The organism is Halomicrobium sp. HArcht1-1 (assembly GCF_058933285.1).
In genome coordinates this window covers 1,633,661-1,659,420 of the sequence record NZ_JBZYDL010000001.1, presented here as the reverse complement: position 1 = coordinate 1,659,420, position 25,760 = coordinate 1,633,661, and the positions used below count along the sequence as shown (strand labels likewise).

26 protein-coding genes are annotated in these 25,760 nt (G+C 67.3%); 16 read left to right on the top strand and 10 right to left on the bottom strand.

Annotated elements, in window-relative coordinates; all coding sequences use genetic code 11:
- Positions 1-36: 36 nt before the first annotated feature.
- Both AC5FRZ_RS08690 and AC5FRZ_RS08685 read left to right on the top strand, forming a co-directional pair.
- Positions 37-2,184 carry a thioredoxin domain-containing protein gene (locus AC5FRZ_RS08690; protein WP_493564390.1) on the top strand — a complete coding sequence of 716 codons (2,148 nt, stop codon included), beginning with the start codon at positions 37-39 and terminating at the stop codon, positions 2,182-2,184.
- 51 nt (positions 2,185-2,235) lie between these two features.
- Entirely contained in the window at positions 2,236-2,517 is a 282-nt protein-coding gene (locus AC5FRZ_RS08685) for a DUF7322 domain-containing protein (RefSeq protein WP_493564389.1), read from the top strand.
- 52 nt (positions 2,518-2,569) lie between these two features.
- Here the strand turns inward: AC5FRZ_RS08685 and AC5FRZ_RS08680 are convergent, their stop codons facing one another.
- Entirely contained in the window at positions 2,570-2,980 is a 411-nt protein-coding gene (locus AC5FRZ_RS08680) for a thioredoxin family protein (RefSeq protein ID WP_170094290.1), read from the bottom strand.
- Positions 2,981-3,097: 117 nt separating this feature from the next.
- Between AC5FRZ_RS08680 and AC5FRZ_RS08675 the strand changes: the two genes are divergently transcribed.
- Positions 3,098-4,012 carry a PLP-dependent cysteine synthase family protein gene (locus tag AC5FRZ_RS08675; RefSeq protein ID WP_493564388.1) on the top strand — a complete coding sequence of 305 codons (915 nt, stop codon included), beginning with the start codon at positions 3,098-3,100 and terminating at the stop codon, positions 4,010-4,012.
- A gap of 153 nt (positions 4,013-4,165) precedes the next feature.
- Positions 4,166-5,125 (top strand): hypothetical protein, encoded by a 960-nt coding sequence (locus tag AC5FRZ_RS08670; protein WP_493564387.1) that lies wholly within the window; start codon positions 4,166-4,168, stop codon positions 5,123-5,125.
- A 15-nt stretch (positions 5,126-5,140) separates the two neighbouring features.
- On the opposite strand, the gene AC5FRZ_RS08665 is transcribed toward AC5FRZ_RS08670, so the two are convergent.
- The 4 genes from AC5FRZ_RS08665 to cyaB all read right to left on the bottom strand — a co-directional run bounded on the left by AC5FRZ_RS08665 (position 5,141) and on the right by cyaB (position 8,968).
- Positions 5,141-5,614, bottom strand: coding sequence for a DUF5804 family protein (locus AC5FRZ_RS08665; protein WP_170094287.1), 474 nt, complete (start codon positions 5,612-5,614; stop codon positions 5,141-5,143).
- A gap of 41 nt (positions 5,615-5,655) precedes the next feature.
- Entirely contained in the window at positions 5,656-6,843 is a 1,188-nt protein-coding gene (locus AC5FRZ_RS08660; RefSeq protein ID WP_493564386.1) for a tRNA sulfurtransferase, read from the bottom strand.
- A 310-nt stretch (positions 6,844-7,153) separates the two neighbouring features.
- Complete coding sequence (locus AC5FRZ_RS08655; RefSeq protein ID WP_493564385.1) at positions 7,154-8,356, bottom strand: methionine adenosyltransferase; 1,203 nt, start codon at positions 8,354-8,356, stop codon at positions 7,154-7,156.
- 60 nt (positions 8,357-8,416) lie between these two features.
- On the bottom strand, positions 8,417-8,968 hold the full coding sequence (gene cyaB / locus AC5FRZ_RS08650; RefSeq protein ID WP_493564384.1) for a class IV adenylate cyclase: 552 nt from the start codon (positions 8,966-8,968) through the stop codon (positions 8,417-8,419).
- A 132-nt stretch (positions 8,969-9,100) separates the two neighbouring features.
- On the opposite strand from cyaB, the gene AC5FRZ_RS08645 reads away from it, so the two are divergent.
- Positions 9,101-10,063 carry an FKBP-type peptidyl-prolyl cis-trans isomerase gene (locus AC5FRZ_RS08645; protein WP_170094283.1) on the top strand — a complete coding sequence of 321 codons (963 nt, stop codon included), beginning with the start codon at positions 9,101-9,103 and terminating at the stop codon, positions 10,061-10,063.
- Positions 10,064-10,402: 339 nt separating this feature from the next.
- Here the strand turns inward: AC5FRZ_RS08645 and AC5FRZ_RS08640 are convergent, their stop codons facing one another.
- The 3 genes from AC5FRZ_RS08640 to pyrB all read right to left on the bottom strand — a co-directional run bounded on the left by AC5FRZ_RS08640 (position 10,403) and on the right by pyrB (position 12,225).
- Positions 10,403-10,774 (bottom strand): TRAM domain-containing protein, encoded by a 372-nt coding sequence (locus AC5FRZ_RS08640; protein WP_372478979.1) that lies wholly within the window; start codon positions 10,772-10,774, stop codon positions 10,403-10,405.
- 75 nt (positions 10,775-10,849) lie between these two features.
- The gene (gene pyrI / locus AC5FRZ_RS08635) at positions 10,850-11,314 is read right to left on the bottom strand and encodes an aspartate carbamoyltransferase regulatory subunit (RefSeq protein WP_153553300.1); all 465 of its coding nucleotides are present in this window, start codon (positions 11,312-11,314) and stop codon (positions 10,850-10,852) included.
- Positions 11,311-12,225 (bottom strand): aspartate carbamoyltransferase, encoded by a 915-nt coding sequence (pyrB, locus tag AC5FRZ_RS08630; protein WP_170094281.1) that lies wholly within the window; start codon positions 12,223-12,225, stop codon positions 11,311-11,313. Before pyrB ends, pyrI begins: the two co-directional genes overlap by 4 nt.
- Positions 12,226-12,307: 82 nt before the next feature.
- Between pyrB and AC5FRZ_RS08625 the strand changes: the two genes are divergently transcribed.
- The 8 genes from AC5FRZ_RS08625 to bioD all read left to right on the top strand — a co-directional run bounded on the left by AC5FRZ_RS08625 (position 12,308) and on the right by bioD (position 20,272).
- Positions 12,308-12,934, top strand: a complete 627-nt coding sequence (locus AC5FRZ_RS08625) for a MinD/ParA family ATP-binding protein (protein WP_493564383.1) — start codon at positions 12,308-12,310, stop codon at positions 12,932-12,934.
- Between the two features lie 28 nt (positions 12,935-12,962).
- The gene (locus AC5FRZ_RS08620; RefSeq protein ID WP_015763253.1) at positions 12,963-13,592 is read left to right on the top strand and encodes an RAD55 family ATPase; all 630 of its coding nucleotides are present in this window, start codon (positions 12,963-12,965) and stop codon (positions 13,590-13,592) included.
- Positions 13,593-13,637: 45 nt separating this feature from the next.
- Entirely contained in the window at positions 13,638-14,429 is a 792-nt protein-coding gene (locus AC5FRZ_RS08615) for an Nmad3 family putative nucleotide modification protein (protein ID WP_493564382.1), read from the top strand.
- Positions 14,430-14,518: 89 nt separating this feature from the next.
- The gene (thiC, locus tag AC5FRZ_RS08610; protein ID WP_372478982.1) at positions 14,519-15,946 is read left to right on the top strand and encodes a phosphomethylpyrimidine synthase ThiC; all 1,428 of its coding nucleotides are present in this window, start codon (positions 14,519-14,521) and stop codon (positions 15,944-15,946) included.
- Positions 15,947-16,184: 238 nt separating this feature from the next.
- Complete coding sequence (bioB, locus tag AC5FRZ_RS08605) at positions 16,185-17,312, top strand: biotin synthase BioB (protein ID WP_170094277.1); 1,128 nt, start codon at positions 16,185-16,187, stop codon at positions 17,310-17,312.
- Positions 17,313-17,316: 4 nt separating this feature from the next.
- On the top strand, positions 17,317-18,402 hold the full coding sequence (gene bioU, locus AC5FRZ_RS08600) for a (S)-8-amino-7-oxononanoate synthase BioU (protein ID WP_493564381.1): 1,086 nt from the start codon (positions 17,317-17,319) through the stop codon (positions 18,400-18,402).
- A complete protein-coding gene (locus AC5FRZ_RS08595; protein WP_493564380.1) occupies positions 18,402-19,601 on the top strand; it encodes an aminotransferase class I/II-fold pyridoxal phosphate-dependent enzyme in 1,200 nt (399 codons plus the stop codon). Before bioU ends, AC5FRZ_RS08595 begins: the two co-directional genes overlap by 1 nt.
- A complete protein-coding gene (gene bioD / locus AC5FRZ_RS08590; RefSeq protein WP_170094274.1) occupies positions 19,598-20,272 on the top strand; it encodes a dethiobiotin synthase in 675 nt (224 codons plus the stop codon). Before AC5FRZ_RS08595 ends, bioD begins: the two co-directional genes overlap by 4 nt.
- A gap of 57 nt (positions 20,273-20,329) precedes the next feature.
- Here bioD and AC5FRZ_RS08585 read toward each other — a convergent pair whose 3' ends face one another.
- Complete coding sequence (locus tag AC5FRZ_RS08585; protein ID WP_170094273.1) at positions 20,330-21,397, bottom strand: phosphotransacetylase family protein; 1,068 nt, start codon at positions 21,395-21,397, stop codon at positions 20,330-20,332.
- A complete protein-coding gene (gene acs / locus AC5FRZ_RS08580; protein ID WP_170094272.1) occupies positions 21,394-23,493 on the bottom strand; it encodes an acetate--CoA ligase alpha subunit in 2,100 nt (699 codons plus the stop codon). Before acs ends, AC5FRZ_RS08585 begins: the two co-directional genes overlap by 4 nt.
- A 111-nt stretch (positions 23,494-23,604) precedes the next feature.
- On the opposite strand from acs, the gene AC5FRZ_RS08575 reads away from it, so the two are divergent.
- From AC5FRZ_RS08575 to AC5FRZ_RS08565, 3 genes are all read left to right on the top strand, one after another.
- Positions 23,605-23,982, top strand: a complete 378-nt coding sequence (locus tag AC5FRZ_RS08575; RefSeq protein ID WP_170094271.1) for a DUF8048 family protein — start codon at positions 23,605-23,607, stop codon at positions 23,980-23,982.
- Between the two features lie 216 nt (positions 23,983-24,198).
- A complete protein-coding gene (gene dpsA, locus AC5FRZ_RS08570; RefSeq protein ID WP_493564379.1) occupies positions 24,199-24,744 on the top strand; it encodes a DNA starvation/stationary phase protection protein DpsA in 546 nt (181 codons plus the stop codon).
- 295 nt (positions 24,745-25,039) lie between these two features.
- A complete protein-coding gene (locus tag AC5FRZ_RS08565; protein ID WP_170094269.1) occupies positions 25,040-25,630 on the top strand; it encodes a DUF7547 family protein in 591 nt (196 codons plus the stop codon).
- Positions 25,631-25,760 lie beyond the last annotated feature (130 nt).

The following is a 25,760-nucleotide window of genomic DNA, read 5'->3' as shown; positions in this document are numbered from 1 at the left end:
GACAGGCTTTCCCGTCTGCCACCCGGACGGTCGGCTATGAGCAGCGACTCGGGCCCGACGGACCGGAACCGCCTCGACGAGGCGGAGAGCCCCTATCTCCGCCAGCACGCGGACAACCCCGTCAACTGGCAGCCGTGGGACGAACAGGCACTCGAAGCCGCCAGCGAGCACGACGCGCCGATCTTCCTCTCGATCGGGTACTCGGCGTGTCACTGGTGTCACGTCATGGAAGACGAGAGCTTCTCCGACCCCGAGACGGCGGCGCTACTCAACGAACACTTCGTCCCGATCAAGGTCGACCGCGAGGAGCGCCCGGACCTCGACGCCATCTACATGAGCATCTGCCAGCAGGTGACCGGCCGCGGTGGCTGGCCGCTGTCGGCGTGGCTCACTCCCGAGGGCGAACCGTTCTACGTGGGGACCTACTTCCCGCCAGAGGAGCGCCGCGGGATGCCGGCGTTCGGCCAGCTGCTCGAAGACATCGCGGGCTCGTGGTCCGATTCGGAGCAACGCGAGGAGATGTACAACCGTGCCCGGCAGTGGACCGACGCCATCGAGGGCGACGTGGGCGACGTGGGACAGCCGGGCGACGTGCCCGACGACGAGGCGCTGCAGGCGGCCGTCGACGCCGCGATTCGGGCCGCGGACCGCGAACACGGCGGCTGGGGGAACGGCCCGAAGTTCCCACAGCCGGGACGACTCCACTACCTCATGCGCGAGGTCGCCCGTTCGGACCGCGACGACGTGCGCGCGGTCGTCACCGAGACGCTCGATGCGATGGGCGACGGCGGGCTCTTCGACCACGTCGGCGGCGGCTTCCACCGCTACTGTACGGACCGGGAGTGGGTCGTCCCCCACTTCGAAAAGATGCTCTACGACAACGCGACGCTTCCGCGAGCGTACCTCGCTGGCTACCAGCTCACCGGCGACGAGCGGTACGCCGAGATCGCACGCGAGACGTTCACCTTCGTCGAGCGCGAACTCACACACGAGGACGGTGGCTTCTTCAGCACGCTCGACGCACAGAGCGTGCCGCCCGCCAGCCGTCGCGATGACGCGGACGCCGAGCCCGAAGAGGGCGCGTACTTCGTCTGGACCCCCGAGGAGATCCGCGCGGCCGTCGACGACGAGACGGCGGCCGACCTGCTGTGTGACCGCTTCGGGATCACCGAGTCGGGCAACTTCGAGGGCAAGACGGTGCTGACCGTCGACGCCTCCATCGAGGCCCTGAGCGAGTCCAGCGGGCTCGAAGCGAGCGAGGTCGAGCGCAACCTGGCGAGCGCACGCGAGCAGGTCTTCGAAGCCCGTGAGGAGCGCCCCCGCCCCGCACGCGACGAGAAGGTGCTCGCGGGCTGGAACGGACTGATGATCACGGCGCTGGCCGAGGGCGCGATGGTCCTCGACGACGTGGATCCGGAACCGGCCGCCGACGCCCTCGCGTTCGTCCGCGAACACCTCTGGGACGAGAGCGAGCAACGGCTCGCACGCCGGTACAAGGACGGCGACGTGGCCATCGACGGCTACCTCGAAGACTACGCCTTCCTCGGTCGGGGCGCGCTGACGCTGTTCGAGGCGACCGGCGACGTCGAACACCTCGCGTTCGCGCTGTCGCTGGCCCGCGCCATCGAGCGAGAGTTCTGGGACGAGACGGACGCCACGCTGTACTTCACACCGACCAGCGGCGAGTCGCTGGTGGCTCGCCCACAGGAGCTCACCGACCAGTCGACGCCGTCCAGCAGCGGCGTCGCGGTCCAGGCGCTGCTCTCGCTGTCGGCGTTCGTCCCGCACGACCGCTTCGAGACGATCGCGGCGGGCGTCCTGGAGACACACGCCAACAAGATCGAGGCGAACCCGATGCAACACGCCTCGCTGGTCGTCGCGGCCGACCGCTATCGTCGGGGCGATCTCGAACTCACGCTGGTCGCCGACGAGGTCCCGGCAGAGTGGCGAACGACGCTGGCCGAGACGTACCTCCCGGACCGGCTGCTCGCGTGGCGGCCGCCCAGCGACGACGATCTCGACGCGTGGCTCGACGTGCTGGGGCTGGAGGAGGTCCCGCCGATCTGGGCCGACCGGACGGAACGGGACGGCGAGGCGACCGTCTACGCCTGCCGACAGTTCACGTGTTCGCCGCCACAACACCACCTGCGAGACGCGCTCGACTGGGCGACAGAGCAGGCGTGAGACGACGCACCGTCGCCGTGTGGCGTCCGTCGGCGTGGCCGCGTTCGAGCGGTGCGTAGCGTGCTCGACCCGTTCTCACTGCTGACCGAAGACGAGGCGTCGCCGGACGTGACGGCGGCGACGGTCGGTGACGTCTCGCGGGGGACGTTCTGGGCGTTCGTCGCCGCGCTGGTGCTTTCACAGTTCGGGCTCGCCGCCGTCAGCCTCGGCGCGCTGTACGGTCTCGTCCTCGGCCAGTGGCCCCTCGCCAGTGTGCTGGTTGCCGTCGGTGTCGCCGCGCTCGCCGGTGTCGGCGTGCTCTACTGGTGGCACCAGAGCCGGAGCGACGAGTGAATTTCGCGACCACGGGGTCGCGAGTGTCTCGAAACAGTGACAGCCGGCAGTATCAGTCGAGTACCGCCTGGATCTCCTCTGCGAGAGAGACGGCGATCGGTACGTCCGCGTCCTCGACGAAGCGGGCGATCTCCTCGCCGCCGCTCGCGCTGTCCGTGCCTTCCGGCACGCGCTCCACGACCACGGTCGGGATGTACTCGATCCCGTACTCCTCGACGCCGGGACCGGTCTTCGAGCCGTCGTCTTCCTTCTCGGTCTCGTGGTGGACGACGTTCGCTTCGGGGACCTCGGCGGCGTCTAACGCCGCGCCGAAGTCGGGCAGTTGCGAGCGGCAGTCCTTGCACCAGTCGCCGCCCCAGACCTTGTAGACCAGTTCGTCGCGGTGCTCGGCAAGTACGTCGACGGTGTCCTCGTAGGCCCCCTCCGACCAGACGGGGTTGGGCTCCATCGTTGTCAGTGGCATACCCCGGAGTAGCGCCCGGAGTCGCTTAACGCTCGCGCTCTCTCGGTCGTCACCGGTAACGGCACGCCATGCTGGTGACGGGGAGGGTTTTAACCGGGGACCCTCAAGATGGCGGTAATGAACGAGACAATCCTGGAGACGCTGGGGTCGCCGCTCGTCTCGGTCGCGGCACCCGAGGGCGCGACGGTCGCAGCCAAGGTCGAGTCGTTCAACCCCGGCGGCTCCGCGAAGGACCGCCCGGCGCGGTTCATGATCGAGGCCGCCGAGGAAGCCGGCGAACTGAGCGACGGCGACGCGCTCGTCGAGCCGACGAGTGGCAACACGGGGATCGGACTCGCGATGGCCGGCGCGGCCAAGGGGTACGACGTGTGCCTCGTGATGCCGGGCTCGAAGTCGCCCGAGCGCCGCCAGATAATGAACGCCTACGGCGCGGAGATCGAACTCGTCGACGGCGACATCTCCGCCGCGAAAGACCGGGCCGACGAACTCGAAGCCGAGGAGGGGTACGTCCAGCTCCGGCAGTTCGAGAACGAGGCCAACCCGCGGGCACACTACGAGACGACGGGCCCGGAGATCGTCGAACAGGTCGGCGACCGGACGGTCGACGCCTTCGTCGCCGGCATCGGCACGGGCGGAACCATCACCGGGGTCGGCCGTCGGCTCCGCGAGGCGTTCCCGGACGTGGACATCGTCGGCGTCGAACCGGCCGACAACGCCGTCCTCTCGGGGCAAGAGCCCGGGACCGGCGAGGACAGCTTCCAGGGGATGGGACCGGGGTTCGTCAGCCCGAACCTCGACGTGGACTTGCTCGATTCGGTGACGACGGTCGAACTCGCCGACGCCGAAGCCGAGTGTCGCCGCCTGGCCCGCGAGGAGGGGATCCTCGTGGGCCAGTCCTCCGGGGCGTCGAATCTCGCCGCCAGAGAGAAGGCCGCCGAGTTGCTCGACGAGGGCGTCGCGGACCCGCTCGTCGTGACCGTCTACTGGGACAGCGGCGAGCGCTACATGTCGACGGGGATGTTCGACGAGTAGCGTACCGGTTGCAACGCTGGACACACCGATCGCACTGCTGTGCGATCGGGTGTGCATCGAATTTCGATGGTCATGATAGCACCGTCCGAAGTCGCCTCGACCGCGTTTTGAGCCTCCACAAGGAGTTTATCAGTACGGCCGGCAGAGACGGGTATGCAACGATCTCGCCGCCGCGTCCTCGCAGCCAGCGCCTCGCTGCTCGCGGCCGGCTGTGTCGGGGCCGATCCCGAGAGCGACCGCCCGGATCAGCGCTCGCCGACTTCGAGCCCGAACGGATCCGAGACGGCCGACTGTACGTCGGGCATCGTCCTCACGACCGGGCCGTACGCACCGGCCGACGACCTCCCGGTCAGCCTGAACGAGACGGAGCGTTTGATCGTCGAACGGGCAGCCAGCGACGGGCCTGCGGCGTACACGACCGACGGCTCTGGACCGCTGCGCGACGGCGTGATCGTACGCCACGACGGCGAATTCTACCGGACGGCGTCCGAGATCGTCGCCGTCGACGCGATTCCGGCCTACGAGATGGACGTGTCCTGGGAAGCGGGACAGACCGCGCCCGAGGGCGCGACGGTCGTCCACTTCGAGGAGCTACCCGAATCTGACCAGGCCGCGCTCGAATCGGCAGTACTGAATCCCGAATCAGAGGGTGATGGAGACGGGCTCCCGCAGCGACAGCTCTCGATTCGAGCGTTCCCGGCACCCTACCCCGACGGCGGGACGGACTCGCGGCTCGTCGGGAATCGGACCTGGGTCCGGTGGCGAGACCGGACGATGCGCGTCGACGTGGCCGGCGACTCCGAGGAGACCAAAGAGCGGCGTACCTTCGAGTACACCCTCGAACGGGTCGCCACAGACGAGTCCGCGCTCCGTTCGTTCGCCGCCGAGCGGTATCTCGTCGCGCTCGACGACGTGCCCGAAGCGCAACGGTCGATCCTCACCGCCGCGATCGACGGCCGCTACGAGGAGTGTGCCCCGGCGTCGACGGCGCTGTCGGCGCTCCGGGATCGCCTGTCCGAGGGCGAACAGCTCCCCCACCCGAACGACGACGCGTGGTACGTCGCCCTCGACGGAGAGCGGTCGCTGCTCCAGATCAGCGAGTGGGTCCGCTGACGGTCACCGGCAGTCTCAGGCACCGAACTCGTCTCTCGACACCCTGACGACGACCGTCTCGTCGACCGCACGCAGATCGTACTCCGGGATCGAATCGCCGGTCCGCGTCACCAGCATCGGCTCGACGAGTCGGGGTTCAGCGTCGTCGTCCTCGGGCGACTCGACGCCGTACACCTTCAGGAACCGGTCGCGTTCGTCCTCGTCGACGGCGTCGTCGCGCATCGCCGTCGCCAGCGACCGCGAGAGCCACTCCGTCTCGCTGACCGACGGTTCGAGCACCATCGCGGCGTCGGTGAAGCGAACGAGATACCAGTTGAGGTCGTTGCAAAGCGCCACCGCGGCCCCCAGGCTGACGGTCTCGACGGCCAGGGCGTTGGCGAACGGCTCGCGAATGTCGTAGGTCGCCAGCGCTTCCCGTGCGGTCTCGCGCGAGAGCAGTTCGTACCGGAGGTTGCAGTCCTCGGAGCCGACGAGACACACTCGCGCCATCGTGCTGTCCGAGACGGTCGCCGGGGATAGTGGTTTCGCTCTCAGCGGTCGCGGGCGACGACCTCGGCACGCTCGGCGACGGCCCTCGCACGCTCGAACAGGTCGTCAGGTTCGCGCTCGCGGAGGGCGTGCAGGTCGGCGTTCGTCTCGGGCAGCGACGGCGCGACGCGGTTACAGCCGGTCGGGATCGTCGACGCCTCGAAGGTTCCGATCTCGCGGGCTAGCTGCGTGATATCGGCCTTGTCGGCGGTCAGGTTCGGCCGGAAGACTGGACAGTCGACCGCCGCGTCCGTCACCGCGAGGTTGGCGCTCGTCTGGCTCGACTTCTGTCCGATCGCCTCGCCGGTCGCCACGCCGACGGCGTCGGTACGCTCGGCGATCCGGGCTCCGACGGCGAGCATGAACCGCCGCAGGGCGAGCATCCGCCGTGCGTCCAACTCCGCTGAGAGCCGTTCCACGACATCCCCACCGTCGGCGATTCGCACCGAGCGGTCGAAGTTCGGGACGTAGCTGGCGAGCGTCTCGGCGGTCGAGAGGGCTCGCGCGCGGTGGTCCGGGCCGCCGTACGCTCCGAGGTCGACGTACACCGGCACGACGGGACAGCCGCGCTTGAGCAGCTTCCAGGCCGCGACGGGAGAGTCGATCCCCCCAGAGAGCAAGACGACGACGGGTTCCTGGGTCCCGACGGGGAGCCCGCCGGGACCCGCCTGCTTGTCGAGAAACAGGTACGCGACCTCCCGACGACACTCGACGTGGAACGTCAGGTCCGGCTCGTCGAGGTCGACCGCCGGATCGCCGCCTGCCGCTTCGATCGCGGCCCACACGGCAGCGCCGCCGTCGGACTCGATGTCCTCGCTGGAGAAGTCGTGGGCAGACTGCTGGCCGGCCCGGCGAGCGTCGACCGCGAAGGTGCCACCGTCGAATCGCTCACGTGCGATCTCTGCCAGCCCCTCACAGATGGCATCGAGCGTCGGCTCGGTGCGGACGGCGGCGCTCGCAGAGACGACGCCGAAGGTGTCTGTCGCGGCCTCGACGGCGGCGCTGGGCTCGTCGGTGTGGACGAACAGCCGCGTCCGTTCGCGCTCGACGGAGCCGTCGACGCCGCGATCCGCGAGCAACGCCGAGAGGTTCGTCGCCAGTCGCTCCTCCATCGATCGGCGTACCTGTTCGCTCTTGGTCCCGATCTCGCCGTGGCGAACGAGGACGATGTCGGCTCCCGGCGGGTGCATACCGATGCTTGACCGATCCGGGATAAAGGAATGTCGCCTCATACGGAGCGTTGTCGTTACGTACCGGTGAGCGTCTACCCCGTGGCGACACTCACCGGTAGATCGCTACAACCGTCCGTATCAGATCGCACTCCCCGGGTCACTCCGTTCCCCGCGTCGGTTCGAGGCTGGTCGCTCCGCGCCTCGCAATTTCCGAGAGCCGCGCTCCCGATGGTCGCTTTGGCTCTCGCTGCTCGCGTGTCATTCCCTCCGCTCTCTCCCGCTCGTAATTTCCGAGAGCCGCGCTCCCGATGGTCGCTTTGGCTCTCGCTTAGAACGTCGAGAGTTCACCGTCGACGACGCGCCGGGTGACGTTGGTCACGTCGGCCAGCTCGTCGTCGATCGCGGCCTCGACCTCGTCCTCGATGTCCGCGACGGTGACGCCGTCCTCGGTGACGAGTTCGGCGTCGGCGACGTGGGGCTGGTCGATCGGCGAGCCGATCTGAGAGAGCAGTCGGATCTGGAGCTGTTCGATGCCGTCGACCTCGTCGACGACGCTCTTTGCGATCTCCGTCGAGAGGAGGTTGTAGATCTTTCCGATGTGGTTGACCGGATTCTTGCCGGAGGTAGCCTCCATGCTCATCGGTCGGTTCGGAGTGATGAGGCCGTTCGCGCGGTTGCCGCGGCCGACGGAGCCGTCGTCGCCCTGCTCGGCGGAGGTGCCGGTCGTCGTCAGGTAGATCGACCCCTCGTCGTAGTCGTCGGCGGTGTTGACGTGGACCGTCACCGCTCGGTCGGTGAACTCCGTGGCGAGGTCTTCGACGTACCGGCGGACGCTGGCGACGGCGTCCTTGTACGCTTCGAGGTCCTCGATGTGTCGATCCACCATCGCCGCGGCGACGGTCACGTCGATGTGGTCGCCCTCGCGCTTGCCCATCACTTTCACGTCCTGCCCGACTTCCGGGTGGTCGACCGAGTACTCGCCGTTGAGCCGTTGCTCGGTGGCTTTGACGATCTGTTCAGTTTCCGACAGCGGTGCGTGCCCGACGCCGTAGCTCGTGTCGTTGGCCATCGGTACGGACCCCTCGTCGCCGAACACGTCCTGGAGGTCGCCGCTGCCCTCGCCGAGACGAACGTCGACGACGATGTCGGTGCCGACGTCCAGATACGGGAAGTTCGCTTCCAGGTAGTCCCGCGCCGCTTCGAGCGCGATCGTCTCCGCGGGAATGCGCTCGCCCTCGTAGGTCTTGGTCGCCCGTCCGACGATCAGCAGATAGATCGGTTCCAGCACCTCGCCGCCGCCGAAGGCCGGAGCGGCGGTCCCGGCGACGAGCTGGCTCTCGTCGGTGTTGTAGTGCAGGACCGTTCCGAAGCGGTCGAGGTACGTCTGTGCGAGGGCCCGCGAGACCGTCTCCGCGACGCCGTCACAGATCGAGTCGGGATGACCGATCCCCTTTCGCTCGACGATCTCGACGCCCTGTTCCTCGACTGCCAGCCCAGAAGACGGCTGCACGTGGATGTTCCGATCTGTCATTGGTACTGCGTTCGATGGCCCCGGTTCTATAACTTGCGGAAACCAAATCCTCGGATATGATTACTCTCTCGCATCACCGTCGGCGTCGTCGAGTAACAGCCCGAGGTACGAGGTCCGGATCTGGTCGTCGGGATCCAGTCCGAGGTCGCGCATGAGGTCGGCCGCGCCCTCGCGCGCGGCGTCGATCTCCTCGGCCTCGGTCTCGACCTCGACGAACGAGCCCGCGCCCGCGACCGAGTCGAGCGTGACCGTGTAGCCGTCGAGCCGGTACCGATCGCGCTCTTTGCGAACCGTCGCCGCGGCCTCGAACCCGACCGACTCGAAGATCGCCGCCGCGTCGTCACCGTCGCCGACGGCGGTCTCGATCTCCTCGCGGGTCTTCGACCCCGCGTCGACTTTGGGGCCCTTGTAGGTCATCACCGCCGAGGACTCGCCGTCGACGGTCTCGCGACGCACCCGCAGCGCCTCGTCGGTTTCAGCGAACTCTCTGTGGGGGGCGTCGTAGTAGGTGTCCGCCTGTTCGACGGTGCCCAGGAACGCCGCCCCGAGCGCGTCGAGCCGCTCGCGCACGGGCTCGTGATCGGTCTCGACCTTGAGTTCGACCTCGTACATACCCCGAAACTGACCGTCAGGGGATAAAATGCATTCGAGAACGACGGGAGCGAGCGCGATATCGGGGCCCGTCGGCCCCGGTCGCGCAGCCGAAACGTTGTTCTTAAGAGTGCAACGCCAGACCGATAGGGTATGAGTAACGAATCCGAGGCCGACGCGGACGAAGAACTCGAAGAGCAGGACGCAGAAGAATCAGCGGCCGATGAAGAGGAAGCCCAGGGCTTCGAAGAGGGCGACTTCGTCGAGATGGCCTACACCGCACGCACCGTCGAGGGCGGCGACCTCGTCGACACGACAGACCCGGAAGTCGCAGAAGAGGAAGGCGTCGGCGAGGACCAGGAGTTCGCACCGCGAACGATCGTGCTCGGCCAGGGCCACCTGTTCGAGGCCGTCGAAGAGGACGTCTACGGTGAGGAAGTCGGACACTCCGGCACCGTCACCGTCCCCGCGACCGAGGCCTTCGGCGAGTACGACGAGAGCGAGGTCCGTACCGTCGCGGCCGACAAGATCCCGGAAGACGACCGCTACCCCGGCGCACACGTCGACGTCGACGGCGAGCACGGCCACGTCGAGACGATCATCGGCGGCCGCGCACGCGTCGACTTCAACCACCCGCTGGCCGGCGAGGACATCGAGTACGACTACGAGGTCCTCAGCGAGGTCGATGACCGCGAAGAGCAGGCCCAGGGCATCCTCTCGATGATGCTCGACATGGAGCTCGACGTGTGGTTCGAGACCGAGACCGTCGAGGAAGAGCAGCTCGTCGAGTCCGACGAGGACGACGAGGACGCCGAACCCGAGACCGAGACCGTCGAGGTCGAGAAGGACACGCTCTACATCGAGGCGACGCCCCAGCTGACGATGAACCAGCAGTGGATGATGGGCAAACAGCAGATCGCCCAGCAGCTCACCCAGCTGCTCGACATCGACCGCATCATCGTGCAGGAAGAGCTCGGCGGTGGCGGCATGGGCATGCCCGGCATGATGGGCGGCATGGGCGGCGCTGGCGGCGCTGACATCGAGGACGCGCTCGAAGACGCAGACGTCGACGCCGACGAGATCATGGACGAGATCGAAGGCGCAGCCGACGAGTAAGCGTACCGCGCCTCTGGCGCGGTTTCACTGAACCGAGTGTAACGAGGTTCAGCCTTTTTCGCCCACGTTTTTCGAGGAGTGGTTCGCGAGTAGTGCGGGACCGAAGGTCCCGCATACCGTGCGAACGGGCGCTCCGCGCCCGTGAGCAGACGCAGCGAGCGAATCCCGACGCTGAAAAAGGTGGGTGTGACGCCGACGAGATCATGGACGAGATCGAAGGCGCAGCAGACGAGTAAATCGCTCCCGCAACTTCTCCCGTTTTTTCACCCTCACCAGTTGCGTCGCTGTCGCGTAATCAGTATCGCGTATATCTCTGACATCGAAAATCAGCCAGCGGTATCAGCGTCGTTCGACGAACGTCGCGTCGGCGGAGGTCTTGCCCTTGTTGAACGACAGCACCTTCGCCCGGATCACGTCGCCTTCGGAAAGTCCAGACGGGATGTCCTCGACGAAGAGGACGAACCCCTCGACCTTGCCGACGGCGACCTTCTCGCCGGAGTGGTGCGTGCTGAAGTCGGTGATCCCGAAGTCGTAGGATTCGCCGATCTCGACGGGTGGATCGCGCTGCTGGGCCGCGTCGTGGGCGCGTTTCGACTGGCGTCTGTCGGACGCGCCGCGTCGACGCCACCAGATCGCGACGAGCGCCAGAGCGAGCACCGCGGCCCCGCCGACCGCGAGCGGGGCCACACCGTCGACCGGAAGCGAGTTCATACCGACGACTGTGGAGGGTGTCGCAAATAAGTTGGAGGTATTCGACCGCAGGCGGACGCGGGTACCGCGACGGTGCTAACTCACGAGAATGTGGGCGGCGATGTCCTCGCGGATGATCGTATCGCAGTACTCACAGCGGACGCCGTCGTCGAGCACCTCGAACGCCGAGTCGACGGGCTCGGACTCGGTCGTGATGCAGTTGCGGTTCGGACACTCCAGGACGCCCTGGACGCGGCTGGGGCGTTCGACGCGGTGTTTCTCGGCCACGTCGAAGTTCCGGACGATGTTGATCGTCGCGGCGGGTGCGATCAGCGACAGCACGTCGACCTCGTTCTGTGAGAGTTCACGGCCCTCGACTTTCACGATGTCTTTCTTGCCCAGGCGGTCCGAGGGGATGTTCATCGCGACCGAGACCTCCTCGCCGCTGGTGCCGTCGATGCCGATGATCGCCAGCACGTTCAGCGCCTGGCCGCCGGGAATGTGGTCGATCACGGTGCCGTTGCGGATCTTGCTCACGCGGAGTTCGGGGTCGTCGCTCATTGTGACTCCTCCAGAACCATGTCCAGTAGCGCCATCCGGACGGGGACGCCGTTGTGTGCCTGCTGGAAGTACTGTGCGCCGTCGAGTTCGTCCACGTCGTGAGCGATCTCGTCGACCCGCGGGAGCGGGTGCATGACCGTCAGATCCTCGTTGTGCTCGCGGATCGTCGCCGCGTCGATCTGGTACTCCCCGGCGACCTCGTGGTACTCGCTCTCGTCGGGGAACCGCTCTTTCTGGATCCGAGTGACGTAGAGGACGTCCAGTTCCGACAGCACGTCGTCGAGGTCGGTGTGCTCGCGGACCTCCGCGCCGGACTCGTGGAGGTCGTACCGCACCGACCGGGGCAGTTGCAGGCTCTCGGGGCTGACGAAGTGCTGGCGAGCGTCGAAGACGGTCAGGGCGTGGGCCAGCGAGTGGACGGTGCGGCCGTACTTCAGGTCGCCCATGATTCCGATCGAGAGGTCGTCGAAGCCAGCGTTCTCGCGGATCGTGTACAGATCAAGGAGCGTCTGTGTCGGGTGCTGGCCGGCACCGTCGCCCGCGTTGATCAGCGGCGCGTCGACGAACTCGCTGGCCATCTGGGCCGCGCCCTCGCTGGGGTGGCGCAAGACGAGCGCGTCGGCGTAGCCCTCGACGACGCGGACGGTGTCTGCCAGCGACTCGCCTTTCTTGACGCTGGAGGACTCGACCGTGCCCATGTCGACGATGTCGCCGCCGAGGCGTTTCATCGCCGCTGTGAAGCTCATCTTCGTCCGAGTACTGGGTTCGAAAAAGAGGAGGCCGAGCAGGGACCCCTCGTGTCGGTCCGCGTAGGCCGACGGATCCGCCGCGATCTCGGCAGCGCGGTCCAGCACCGCCTCGATGTCCTGGCGGGAGAGCTGTTTGGCGCTGATGATGTGGTCCTGGCGCATCGATAGGTACCGTGGCCGCGACGGCCTTGAATCTCCCGAACCGTCCCGAGCGTTCAAGACGGATGACGAGACAGTCCCCGCCATGCTCGCGATCGCAGGCGGTAAGGGCGGGTCGGGAAAGACCACGACGACGGCGTGTCTCGCTCGCGGGCTGGCGGGCGAGGGGCGTGCTCCGATCGCCGTCGACGGCGACTGTGACATGCCGGACCTGCACCTCGTCGCGGGAGCGTGCCCACGGCCGGGTATCGGTGCCTACGAAGACGGAGCGTCCCTCGACGAAGTCACGCACTCGGCCGTGGAGTTGCCCGGCGTCGAGGTGCTGCCGGCAGGCCGTGGCGGCGTCGAGGCACTCGAAGCGACCCTAGAGCAGTTGGCCGCGACGCCGCGGCCAGTCGTCGTCGATACGCCAGCCGGCGCGTCGCCGGTCGTGGCGACCGCGTTGCGCGCGGCCGACGCGGTCGTCGTCGTCTCGACGGCCACGCCGGAGAGTCTCGAAGACGCAGCGAAGACCGCGGCCATGGCTCGCACGCTGGGGACCCGCGTTCTCGGTGCGGTGGTGACCCGGAGCGCGGGCCGGATCGAGCCGGAACCGCTGCTTGGCTGCCAGACGCTTACCCACGTGCCGGACGTGACAGCACCGCTGACCGACGGGACCGTGGCTGCGCGGTACGACCGCGTCGTCGACGAGGTGGCCGAACGGAATATTTAATCCGTGTCGGGACGTGTCTCACAGTGGCATGGTGAATCGTCTGCGGACGGGGATCGACGTTCTCGACCGCAAACTGGATGGGGGAATCCCGGAGGGGAGCATCGTGGCCCTGACGGCGGATCCAGCGAGCCAGGCAGAGCTGTTTCTGTACGAGTTGACCGCGACGCGGGGGACGCTCTGGCTCTCGCTGGACCGGACGGCCACCGCGGTGCAGGCGAGTATCGAGCAGACCCCGGCAGAGACCGGCGACCCGACGGTGCGACACATCTCGGGCGAAGCGCCGCTGGACAACGCGGGCAAACTGGTCAGTGCGCTCCCGGAGACCTCGAACCTGATCGTCGACCCGCTCGACGTGTTAGAGGCTCAGGAACCACACTCCCGGTTCCGTGCCTTCATGAACGACCTGCAGACACACATCGTCAACACGGGCAGCATCGCCATCCTCCACTGTCTGGACGGCCGCGAGGTCGCGTCGTTGCGAGACACGACCGAGCACTTCGCGGACGTCGTCTTCCAGCTCGACACCACCGTCTCCGGCGACGAAGTCGAGAACAGGCTGGCGATTCCGAAGTTCCGCGGCGGCCGCGCCCCCTCGGACGTGATCAAGCTCGATCTGGTCGAACAGGTCAGCATCGACACGTCCCGAGACATCGCGTAGTCGACCACCGGAGTTCCTTTGCCGACTCGTCGCCCAGTGTCGACGATGACAGTCGTCTTTGCCGGCGTCGGAGCCGACGACAGCAACGTCAACGCACACGGGCCGCTGTACCCGGACGGTCGCTTCGAGTACGTCCCGATCCCGGAGAAGACGCCCGACACCGACGAACCGGAGACGTTCGGATCGTGGGACCTGCGGTACGACGACCGGACTGGGGCCGACCTGACGAACCGACTCGACACCTATCCCGAGGACGGGAGCGCAGAGACGGTGCGTGACGAGGCCGTCCCAGACTGGCCGCTGCACCGCGACCCCAACTTCGAGGCGATGACCTACGGCGAGCACCGCGAGGGGTTCGGGCAGTACGTCTCGCGGCTCTCGCGCCTCGGCGAAGGCGACGTGGTGGCGTTCTACACCTCGCTCGTCGAGGAGGGATCAGAGCGCAAACATCGCTATCTCGTCGGCTACTTCACCGTCGAGACGCGTACCGTGATCGAACCCGACGACCCGATCGACATGAAACGCGAGAAGCTCGCACGCCACCCCGAGAACGCCCACGCGAAGCGAGCGACGGACGGCGTCCCCTTCTACGACGACAAGCGGCTGGTGTTGCTCGACGGCCGCGCTCCCGGTGGGCTCTTCGAGCGCGATCCGATTCGGCTGAGCGAGTACCGCGACCGCCCGGACGGACCCGGCGGGTACTACCTCGACCCCGCCGTGGCCGAGCGCTTCGCCGTCTCGGAGGGGTCCGACTACATGACCCGAAAGCCCGCCCTGGTGAGCGAACTTGACGGCGAGGAGTTCGTCGAAGTGGTTGGTCGGCCGGGCGATCGCTAACGGCGGCCAGCGTTCGTTCTCGTCTCGGCGACGACCCGTACTGACGAGACTGGCAAGATTTATAATCCAGTGATATAACTAGCTTATCCATGACGACGCAGCTCCAGCGTGCCAGCGACGGAGAGATCACACCGGCGATGGAACGGATCGCAGAGCGCGAGAACGTCGACGCCGAGTTCGTCCGCCAGCAGGTCGCGGACGGGCAGGCCGTGATTCCGGCCAACGTCGGCCACGAGACGCTCGACCCGATGATCATCGGCCGGGAGTTCTCGACGAAGGTCAACGCCAACATCGGCAACAGCGAGGAGACGAGCGATCTCGACGGCGAACTGGAGAAGCTCCACACCGCGGTCCACTACGGCGCGGACACGGTGATGGACCTCTCGACGGGCGCGAACTTGGACGAGATCCGCGAGGCCAACGTCGACCACTCGCCCGTTCCCGTCGGAACGGTCCCCATCTACGAGGCCGTCAAGCGCGCCGGCAGCCCCGAGGAGATCACCCACGAGCTCCTGCTGGACGTGATCGAGAAGCAGGCCGAGCAGGGGGTCGACTACATGACGATCCACGCGGGCGTGCTGATGGAGCACCTCCCGCTGACCGACGGCCGCAAGACCGGGATCGTCTCTCGCGGCGGGTCGATCATGGCCAAGTGGATGGAGGAGAACGGGATGCAGAATCCCCTGTACACGAAGTACGAGGAGATCTGCGAGATCTTCCGCGAACACGACGTGACCTTCAGTCTCGGCGACGGCCTGCGGCCCGGCTGTATCGCCGACGCGAGCGACGAGGCACAGTTCGCAGAGCTGGACACCCTGGGTGAGCTGACCCGCAAAGCGTGGGACGAGGGCGTCCAGGTGATGGTCGAGGGACCGGGCCACGTCCCGATGGACGAGGTCGCGGACAACGTCGAGCGCCAGCAGGAGGTCTGTGACGGCGCGCCGTTCTACGTCCTCGGCCCGCTGGTGACCGACATCGCGCCGGGTTACGACCACATCACCAGCGCGATCGGCGCGACGGAGGCCGGACGCGCGGGCGCGGCGATGCTGTGTTACGTCACGCCGAAAGAACACCTCGGACTGCCCGAGCGAGAGGACGTGCGAGAGGGGCTCGCTGCCTACCGGATCGCCGCACACGCCGCCGACGTTGCCAACGGCCGCGACGGAGCCAGCGACTGGGACGACGCTCTCTCCGAAGCCCGCTACGCCTTCGACTGGTCCGAACAGTTCGAACTCGCGCTCGATCCCGAGCGCGCCAAGGAGTACCACGACCAGACGCTGCCGGGTGACAACTACAAGGACGCCCGCTTCTGTTCGATGTGTGGCGTCGAGTTCTGCTCGATGCGGATCGATCAGGACGCACGGGAGGGCGACGAGATGGCGTCGATCGCCGACGAGACCGATCTCGAAGGGTCGGCGGCCGCGTCGGTGAACCGACCGCCCGTCGGCACCCACGACAGCGACGCCGAACTGCACCACCACGAGGGGCGACCCACCGTCGTCGGCGACGACGACTGATACTGCCGGCTGTCACCGGTTCGAGATATTTGCGACCACGGGGTCCCAAATTCGTGACAGACGGACAGCCGACAGTATGAGACAGATCGCCGTAGCGGTTTTCTCGATTTACCATCGTTCCGAGACACTGCGGCGGGTGGACGACCCTCTCGGCGGCGGTCCGTGACCGACTGCTCGGGGCGACGGTCGCCCTCCCGCGACCCGAACCTATAAGGTTCCGTCAACTGCCACCTAGCATGTGGTTTACGAGACAGGTAACCGAACGATCGACGACGCTGTCGCCCGCGTGATCGACGGCGAACAGTTGGATCGCCGCGACGGGCTCGCGCTGCTGGCCCAGCCCGTCGGCGAACTCGCAGCGGGGGCCGACTACGTCCGGTCACAGTTCGGTGACGGGACCGTCGACGCCTGCTCGATCGTGAACGCGAAGGCCGGCAACTGCGCCGAGGACTGTGGCTTCTGTGCCCAGTCGGTCCACTTCGACACCGGGATCGAGAACTACGGCTTCCTCGATCCCGAGGAGATCCTCGCCGCGGCCAAGCGCGCCGAACGCGACGGTGCCCAGCGCTTCGGGATCGTCGTCGCCGAGAAGGGGGTCTCGAAAGAGCACCGACCCGAGGAGTGGCGCGAGGTGTTGCGAGCGATCAGGCTCGTCCGCGACGAGACGGCCGTAGAGGTCGACGCGAGTCTCGGCATCCTCACGGAGGAAGAAGCGGCCATCCTGGCCGACGAAGGACTCAACCACTACAATCACAACATCGAGACCTCGCCGCGCTTCTTCCCCGAGATCGTCGACTCCCACAGCTTCGAGGATCGGGTCGCGACCCTGGAAGTCGCCAAGGAGGCAGGCATGGACCTCTGTGCCGGCGTGATTCTGGGGATGGGCGAGTCCCCGGCGGATCGCGTCGACGCGGCGGTCGCCCTCCAGGACATCGGCGTGTCCTCGCTCCCGGTCAACATCCTCAATCCGGTCGCCGGGACGCCCCTCTCCGAGAAGCTGAACGGGACGGCCGACATCACGACCGAGGAGATCGTCAAGACGATCGCAGTGTACCGATTCCTCCACCCCGAGGCACGGGTCCGACTCACCGGCGGCCGGGAGGTCAACCTCGACGAGGACGAACAGCACCTCCCGTTCGAGGCGGGTGCCGACGGGATGCTCACCGGCGACTACCTGACGACGGACGGCCAGTCGCCCGGTGACGACATCGAGACCGTCGAGCGAGCGGGACTGGAGCCGAACATGGCCGAAAACGAGTTCGACCCGGCGGCGGTCAAGGAGCGAGACGGCGACGCAACAGATCCCGACGCCGTCGTCGAGACGGCGGCCGGGACGGCGACCAGCGAAGCGGAATCCGGAGACTGACACCATGGACGACATTCGATTCGCAGTACTCGGAACGGGTGGTATCGGCAGACGGACGCTCGAAGTCGCGACCCACCGAGAGGGCCTCACGCCCGTCGCGGCGTGTGATCGCAACGGGGTCGCCATCGACCACGGCGGGCTCGACGTGGACGAACTGCTCGACGCCACCGAGGGCAACATCGCGAGCGGCCCGGCCGACGACCCCGACGCGACCGACGGCTCGTCTGATCTGCGATCAGACGGCGGCGCGGCTGCCGGCGGCGTCAAACAGCACGGCGAGCAGGCCGGCATCGTCGCCAGCGACCAGGGCCGAGAGACGGAGACGCCGATCGACGACGTGATCGCCGAAGCCGACGAGATCGACGCGGTCCTGATGGCGCTGCCCAACCTGGAGCACGACTTCATCCCTCGGGTCGCCCAGCGCTTCGCAGACGCCGACTACGAGGGCGTCCTGATCGACGTGCTCAAACGCTCGCGCGTGATCGGGATGCTGGAAGACCGCGAGGAGCGACTCGTCGACGCCGGCATCACGTTCGTCTGTGGGGCCGGTGCGACGCCGGGGCTGCTCACCGGAGCGGCGGCGCTCGCCGCCCAGTCGTTCGTCGAGATCGAGTCCGTCGAGATCTGGTGGGGCGTCGGCCTGAAGTCGGGCTACGAGGACAACCGCGGCACCGTGCGAGAGGACATCGCCCACCTCGACGGCTACGACATCGAGTCGGCCCGCGAGATGAGCGAGGCGGAGATCGAGGCGCTGATCGACGAGCACGACGGTCGCCTGGAGTTCGACGACATGGAACACGCCGACGACGTGTTGCTGGAGCGGGCCGGCGTCTGTGACGCCGAGGACGTGACCGTCGGCGGGATTCTCGACGTGCGACAGGACGAGAAGCCGACGACGACGACCGTCAGCGTGACCGGCAGGACCTTCGACGGCGAGACGGGGACCAACACCTTCCAGCTCGACGACGCGACGAGCATGGAAGCCAACGTCAACGGCCCCGCGATCGGCTACCTGAAGGCCGCCGTGTTGCGAAATCGCGCGGGCGACTACGGCGTCTACGGGCCGGCAGAACTGATGCCGACGTTCTGATGACACACGGCTTTTCGCTCGGGCGACGGCTCGAACAGCGCGAAGAGCGCGGCCTGCGACGCCACCTGAACCCCGCCGAATCGGTCGCCGGCCGGACCCGACTGGCCGACGATCCGGGCGGTGACGCCGCCGACTTCGGCGAGCCGGAGCTGGTCTTCGCCGCGAACAACTACCTCGGGCTGGCCGACGACGGCCGGGTCCAGCGAGCGGCCGAGGCCGCGGCACGGTCGATCGGTACCGGTGCCGGCGCGTCGCGGCTCGTCACGGGGGATACGACGCTCCATCGAGCCCTGGAGCGCGACCTCGCAGACTGCAAGGGAACGGAGCGCGCGCTCGCGTTTTCGTCTGGCTACGCTGCAAACGTCGGTGTGATCGACGCGCTCGCGCCGGACGTGGTGTTCTCCGACGAGCTGAACCACGCCAGCATCGTCGACGGCTGTCGGATCGGGGCCGGCGAGACGGTGGTCTACGACCACTGTGATCCCGCGGATCTCGCGCGGCGGATGGACGCCCGAAGCGGCGACGCCGACGACGAGTCGTGGCTCGTCCTCACCGACAGCGTGTTCTCCATGGACGGCGACCGCGCGCCGCTGTCCGACATCTGTGACGTGGCCGAGCGCCACGGCGCGTGGGTGATGGTCGACGAAGCCCACGCGACCGGCGTCGTCGGTACCGACGGTGGCGGTGTCGTCCAGGCACAGGGCGTGAGCGACCGGGTCGACGTACAGCTCGGGACCCTCTCGAAGGCACTGGCCGCACAGGGCGGGTACGTCGCCGGTGCGGAGACGCTGATCGAGTTCCTGCTCAACGAGGCCCGGACGTTCGTCTTCTCGACCGGACTCGCACCGCCGGCCGCCGGAGCGGCACGCGAGGCGCTCCGGATCGCCCGCGAGGGGTCTCGGCCGGAGCGACTCTGGGACAACGTCGAACGGCTCCGGGACGGCCTCGAAGCCGCCGGGTTCGAGGTGCTGGGCGACACGCACATCCTCCCCGTGGTCGTCGGGGACCGAGACGACGCGATGGCACTCGCGGCGGCCGTCCGCGACCGAGGCATCGTTGCACCGGCGATCAGGCCGCCGACCGTCCCGGCTGGCCGGTCGCGGCTCCGGGTCGCGCCGATGGCAACCCACGACGAGGCGGCGATCGAGCGCTGTCTCGACGCCTTCGCGCGTGCCGGCACGGAGTGTGAGCTGCTGTGAGCCTGTTCGTGGTCGGGACCGACACCGGCGTCGGCAAGACGGTCCTCACGGCCGGCATCACGGGGTGGCTCCGCCGGGACGGAATCGACGCGACCGCGGTCAAGCCCTGTCAGACCGGTGTCCCGGCGGACGACGACGCGCGCTTCGTCGAGCGCGTCTGTGGCGACGCCGCGGCGGCGACCTGTCTGGAACGACTCGGCCCGGCGCTAGCCCCCGCCGTTGCGGCCCGCGAGGCGGGCGTCGAACTCTCCTACGACCGTCTGCTGGCCGGCTGTCGCGCGGCCGTCGAGGACAGCGAGGCGACCGTCGTCGAGGGGATCGGCGGACTTCGGGTCCCGCTGACGGCGACCCACGAGGTCGTCGATCTCGTCGGCGACCTCGACCTGCCGACGCTGGTCGTCGCCCGCTCCGGGCTGGGGACGCTGAATCACACGGCACTGACCGTCGAGGCGCTGCGTCGCCGGGGCGTCTCCGTTCGCGGGGTCGTCCTGAACGAGTACGAGGGCGCGACCGTCGCCGAGCGGACGAATCCACGCGAGATCGAGACGGCCAACGACGTGCCGGTGGCGACGCTGCCGCCGGTCGACGTGGCAGACGGCGAGGCGCTCGTCGACGCCGTGGCGTCGGCACTCCCCGAACGATTTCGCGGCGTCGAAAGTGGCGGCGACTGAGAGTGCTGCCAGCGGACCGCCGACCAGTCGTCTGCGGAGTGGTCCAGCGAGGCTCGCTCAGAGATCGACCGAGAGCAGCCGTTCCACGTCGACGCCTTCGGCGAGCAGTTCGCCCATTCGGTCGACGGTGTCTCCGGTTCGGGTACGTCCCGCGTGGAGAACGTCCTCGACGCGATCGATCGTCGTCCGGGTGTCCGACTGGACGAGCAAGATCGGGACGCCCTCTTCCTGTGCGCGACCGAGGACGGCACTGGCCGGTCGGAAGCCGCCGGTCAGCAACAGCGCCTTGATGCCTGCGGACTCCAGTGCGGCCGTCTGGACCTCCGAGCGGTCGCCGCCGGTGATCATGACCGCGTCCCGTGTCCGCCGGAACTGGTCGAGCGCACTGCTGCCGCCCATCGCGCCGACGGTGAACCGCTCGACGTGTTTGTCGAGGTCGATATCCGGCGTCAGGACGTTACAGCCCAGGCTCCGGGCGAGTTCCTCGACGGTGACGCCCGACAGCTCCGGGACCGTCGGGAGCGCGCCGAACACCGGAACGTCCCGCCCGTCGAGGAACGGGATCACGTCGTCGTTGAGCTCGTCCATCTTGGCGTCGGCGACGCCGTTGAAGACGACGCCTTCCAGCCGGTCGCCGGCCGTCTGTGCGCTGCCAAGCACCGCGTCGGTCGTCGCCACGGAGTCGTACCCCGTGACCAGCAACATGCGGGCGTCGAGGGCCTCGGCGATGTCCACGTCGTCGAGGTCGACGATGCTCCCCGTCGAGAGGTCGCCGCTCCCCTCGACGATCATCAGGTCTTTGTCCTCGGCCAGGTCCTCGAAGCTATCGACGACTCGCTCGCGAAGTTCGTCGGGATCTTCGCGCCCGCGGATCGCCTCCTGAATGAACGTCGGGGAGTAGACGATCGGCTCCATCTCGTGCATCTCCGCGTCGAGATCGAGCAGTTCGCGCGCGAGCATCGGGTCCTCGTCGCGGGTCTTGCCGACCGCACTCTGGAGCCGCGTGCCCTTCGGTTTCATGTACCCCACGTCGTAGCCCGCCTGCTGTGCGCGCCGAGCGAGCGCGAGGGTGATCGCCGTCTTGCCGATGCCGTCGTTCGTCGAGGTGACCAGTAGCGTGTTCATAGTTCCTCCTGATCGAGGGTCAGCCGCAGGTCGATCGCCGCGACGCCGTCGTTGGTCGCGACGAGCGGGTTGATGTCCAGTTCGACGATCGCTGGGAAGTCCGTGACGAGCTGTGAGAGGCGCTGGATCGTCTCGACCAGCGCGTCCTCGTCGACCGGATCGCGACCGCGTGCGCCCCGCAACAGCGGAGCCGACTCGATGTCGTCGAGCATCGAGCGGGCGTCGGGCTCCGAGACCGGCGCGACCCGGAGCGTCGTGTCTTCGAGTACTTCGACGAAGATGCCGCCGAGTCCGAACAGGACCAGCGGGCCGAACTGGGGATCTCGGTTCACCCCGAGGATCGTCTCGGTGCCCGCGTCGACGTCCAGCATCTCCTGGACCTGGACGCCGAGGATCGTCGCGTCCTGCTGGTAGTTGCGCGCTCGCACGACGAGGTCCTCGTAGGTGTCCCACACGTCCTCCGGCGAGACGCCGACCTCGACGCCACCGATGTCGGACTTGTGGAGGATGTCCGGACTCACGATCTTCATGACGACCTCGTCGCCGATCGATTCCGCGACCGACTGGGCCTCCGACGGGGAGTCGACGACCTCGCCCTCCGGCGTCGGAATCCCGTAGGCGTCGAGCAAGTCCATGGCTTCGACGCCGAGGCGGTTCTGGTTTCGGTCCGCGGCCGACGACAGGATGCTCCGGGCCCGCTCGCGGTCCACGTCGAAGGTCTCGGGGTCGGTGTACTCACGGGACTGGATGTCGTCGTAGCGGGCCAGCGCGTCGAGGCTGTCGACGGCCCGCGCCGGGTCGAAGTAGTTCGGAATGCCGGACTCGGTCAACGTCGAGGCGGCGGGACCGACGCTCTGGCCGCCCATCAGCGTGGTCGCGACGGGAATGTCGTACTCCTGCTGGCAGTCGACGACGACTTCCGCCAGCTCCTCGAACGAGAGGACTGCTGTCGGACAGGCGACGACGACCGCCATGGCGACGTTGTCGTCGGCCATGACGGTCTCCAGGGCCGCCTCGAACCGGGCCGCCGGTGCGTCGCCGATGATGTCGACGGGGTTGTAGATGTTGGCCTCGTCGGGCATCGTCTCGGCGAGGCGCTCGACGGTGTCGTCGGTGAGGTCGGCCAGTTCGAGGCCGCTGTCGCCGACGGCGTCGGTGGTCATCACGCCGGGTCCGCCCGCGTTCGTGACGATCGCGACTTCCTTCCCCTCCGGGAGGGGCTGGTCGGCGAGGATCTGTGCGTAGTCGAACAGCTCCTGGACGGTCTCGACCCGGATCGCGCCGGACTGTTCGAGACCCGCCTCGTAGGCCGCTTCCGAGCCGGCCATTGCGCCGGTGTGAGAGGCGGCGGCGCTGGCACCGGCGTCGGTCCGGCCGGACTTGACGAGCACGATCGGCGTCTCCTGTGTGACCTCGCGGGCGGTCTGGACGAAGCCCGCGCCGTCCTCGATGTCTTCGAGGTAGCCGAGGATCACGTCGGTGTCGGGGTCTGCACCCCACTCGTCGATGAAGTCCCGTTCGTCGAGGATCGCCTTGTTGCCAAGCGAGACGATGTCTTTGAATCCCACGTCGCGTTCGGCGGCCCAGTCCAGGACGGCCGTGACGAACGCGCCAGACTGGCTCATGAACGAGATGCCGCCACTCGTTGCCATCTCGTTGCCGAACGTGGCGTTGAGCCCGGTCGGCGTGCTCATGATGCCGAGGCTGTTCGGGCCGACGAGGTTGAGGTCGTACTCGGCGGCCGTCTCTCTGAGGTCTTTCTCGCGTGCTGCGCCCTCCGTACCGGTTTCGCCGAAGCCGGCGGTGATGACGACGACGTTCTCGATCCCGGCCTCGCCGGCCTCGCGGATCGAGTCGACGGCGACGTCGGGTGGGACGACGATCACCGCCACGTCGATGTCTGCCTCGACGTCGGCCACGGTGTCGTGGCAGGGCAGACCCAGCACGCTCTCCTTGTACGGGTTGACGGCGACGATATCACCCGTGAACGACGCCTGCAAGTTTTCCGTGATCGCGCGACCGACTGCACCGTCGGAGTCTGTCGCACCGACGACGGCGACCCGGTCGGGCGAGAACAACGTTGAGAGGCGTCCCATGCAGTTCGACCTTCCCTGCGTGACGGGATAATTCTGCTGGCGGTGTCTCGGGCGGTGGGAACGGCCCGTCGATTGTTGGGACTTTTATGCATCGAGTGCGAACGTCGCGCGATGGAGTCCGTCGACAGCGACCTGTTCGACGCCGCCGACGTCGAGCGATCGGCCAGCGAGTTCGCGGTCGATCCAGCAGCGTTGACCGAGCGACTCGCCGACCACCAGGCGGCAGTCGAGGAGTTGCCCGGCGTCGAGAACATCGTCTACGAGTGGCGCAAGCAGTACGAGGACCCGCTGATCGAGCGCACGGCCGAGGTCTACTACCTGCGAGTTCCGGCGACCGTGTGGGACGAGTTCGGAGACGCACTCGGCGTCGGCGACGCGATGCTCGGTGCTCTCGTCGACGTACACCGCCGGACCGTCTCGACCGCGAGTGACGTGTCGCCGACGCCACCAGACGGTGTCGCGTACGTGGCGCTCGACCGCACGCTGTAGGTCGCGACGCGGCACTGCCGGCGGTCGACTTTCTGGGACCGTCGTTCCCGATCAGACAGCAGCTCGTCTCGGTCGATCGGCTCCCGCAGAGCGTGGAAAACACTACATCTAGTTGCCACGTTGTGCAGGATTCGAGAATTAGGTTTGCCAAAAGCAAAAAATCGTTTCTGGAATCGCGAAGGTTTTAAGTGCCGTCCGGTAGTAGTCGTAGTTGCCATGAGCAAACAAACGTCCGTCCAGCAGGAGTTTGGCACCGTCGGTGACAACGAGCTTCGCCTCGAGCGAGACAAGTCCGAGCAGATCATCGACGCGCTGAACAGCGACCTGGCGGCGACCTACGTCCTCTATCACCAGCTCAAGAAGCACCACTGGAACGTCGAGGGGGCGGAGTTCCGTGACCTCCACCTGTTCCTGGGCGACGCCGCCGAAAACGCCGAAGCAGCGGCCGACGAACTCGCCGAGCGCGCCCAGGCACTCGGTGGGACGCCCGTCGCCGGACCGGCCGCACTGGCTGACCACGCGCCGGTCGAATCCGAAGACGAGGACGTGTACGACATCCGGACCTCGCTGGCCAACGACCTCGAGATGTACGGCGAGATCATCGAGTCGCTACGTGATCACGTCGAGCTGGCGACCAACCTCGGCGACCACGCGACGGCACAGATCCTCCGCGAGATCCTGGTCGAGACCGAAGAAGACGCCCACCACATCGAGCACTACCTCGAAGACGACACGCTCGTCACCGAGAACGCGATGCAGTAGCGTGGCAACTGACGGTATCGAGTAGCGAGGAGAAGAGCCGCGTTACTCCCAGGGTTCGACCGTGAGGTCGGTCGCGATCCAGGCGTCGGAGTTTCCGTCTTCTGTGAAGACCGTTCTGTCGGGGGAACTCTGATGGGCGCTGACCGACGGTTCTGTCCGAGCGTCGTCTGAATCTTGTTCGCGTTCCGAGACGGGTGCCATTAGCGGAGGTTAGGTATGCCTAAAGCTAAAAGGATTTTGGTTCGCCTAATCCGACCGCGGCTGGGTTTTTATATCTCACACTGCAACAGCGCGTATGAGCAGCTCCGACGACGATCTGGCGTCCCTGGTCGGCGAACTCGTCACGACGTTACAGCGGCTCGAAACCGAGTTCGAGCCACGGGACGACGAGGACCGGCTGCGTCCGCCGACGCCCCGCGAACTGATGCGGTTGACCAGCGACGTCGCCATTCCCGCGACGATCCTCCTGTTGCGGACCAACATCGAGGCCCTGAAGCTCCTCCAGCGGGCGCTACGGATGGCGGACGGTCGAGCACCGACTGCGGACTCGGAGGGGAGCGACGTGCGAGCCCGCGCCGAGCGCCTCAGCGCGACCACGCTCTCGAAGCTCGACGGCGCGCTCGCGGACCTTCAGGACGCCGTCGAGGGCCAGCCCACGGACGACGAGGCGCGCGAACTCCTGACCGAAGCGCGTCGCCTGCGAGCGGACATCGAGTCCCGCATCGAGGAGCAGGCCGCCGATGGCTCGGCGGACTCGGCCACGACGGCCGAATCGGAGGACGGCGACGAGAACGGGGACGTGCCGGTCGACGTGGACGCAGAACTCCGGTCGCTGAAAGACGACGTGACCGACCAGACTGATTCGGACGACGACGAATCGTCGTAACCACCGGATCGACTGGAAACGCTCGAACGCCAGAATTTACCAGCTGTAAGGCCCGTCCGCCGTACTGCACTCGTTCTCGTAGCGCCGCGAATAAACATACTCTAAAAAACATAATGATTTATTATTCGTG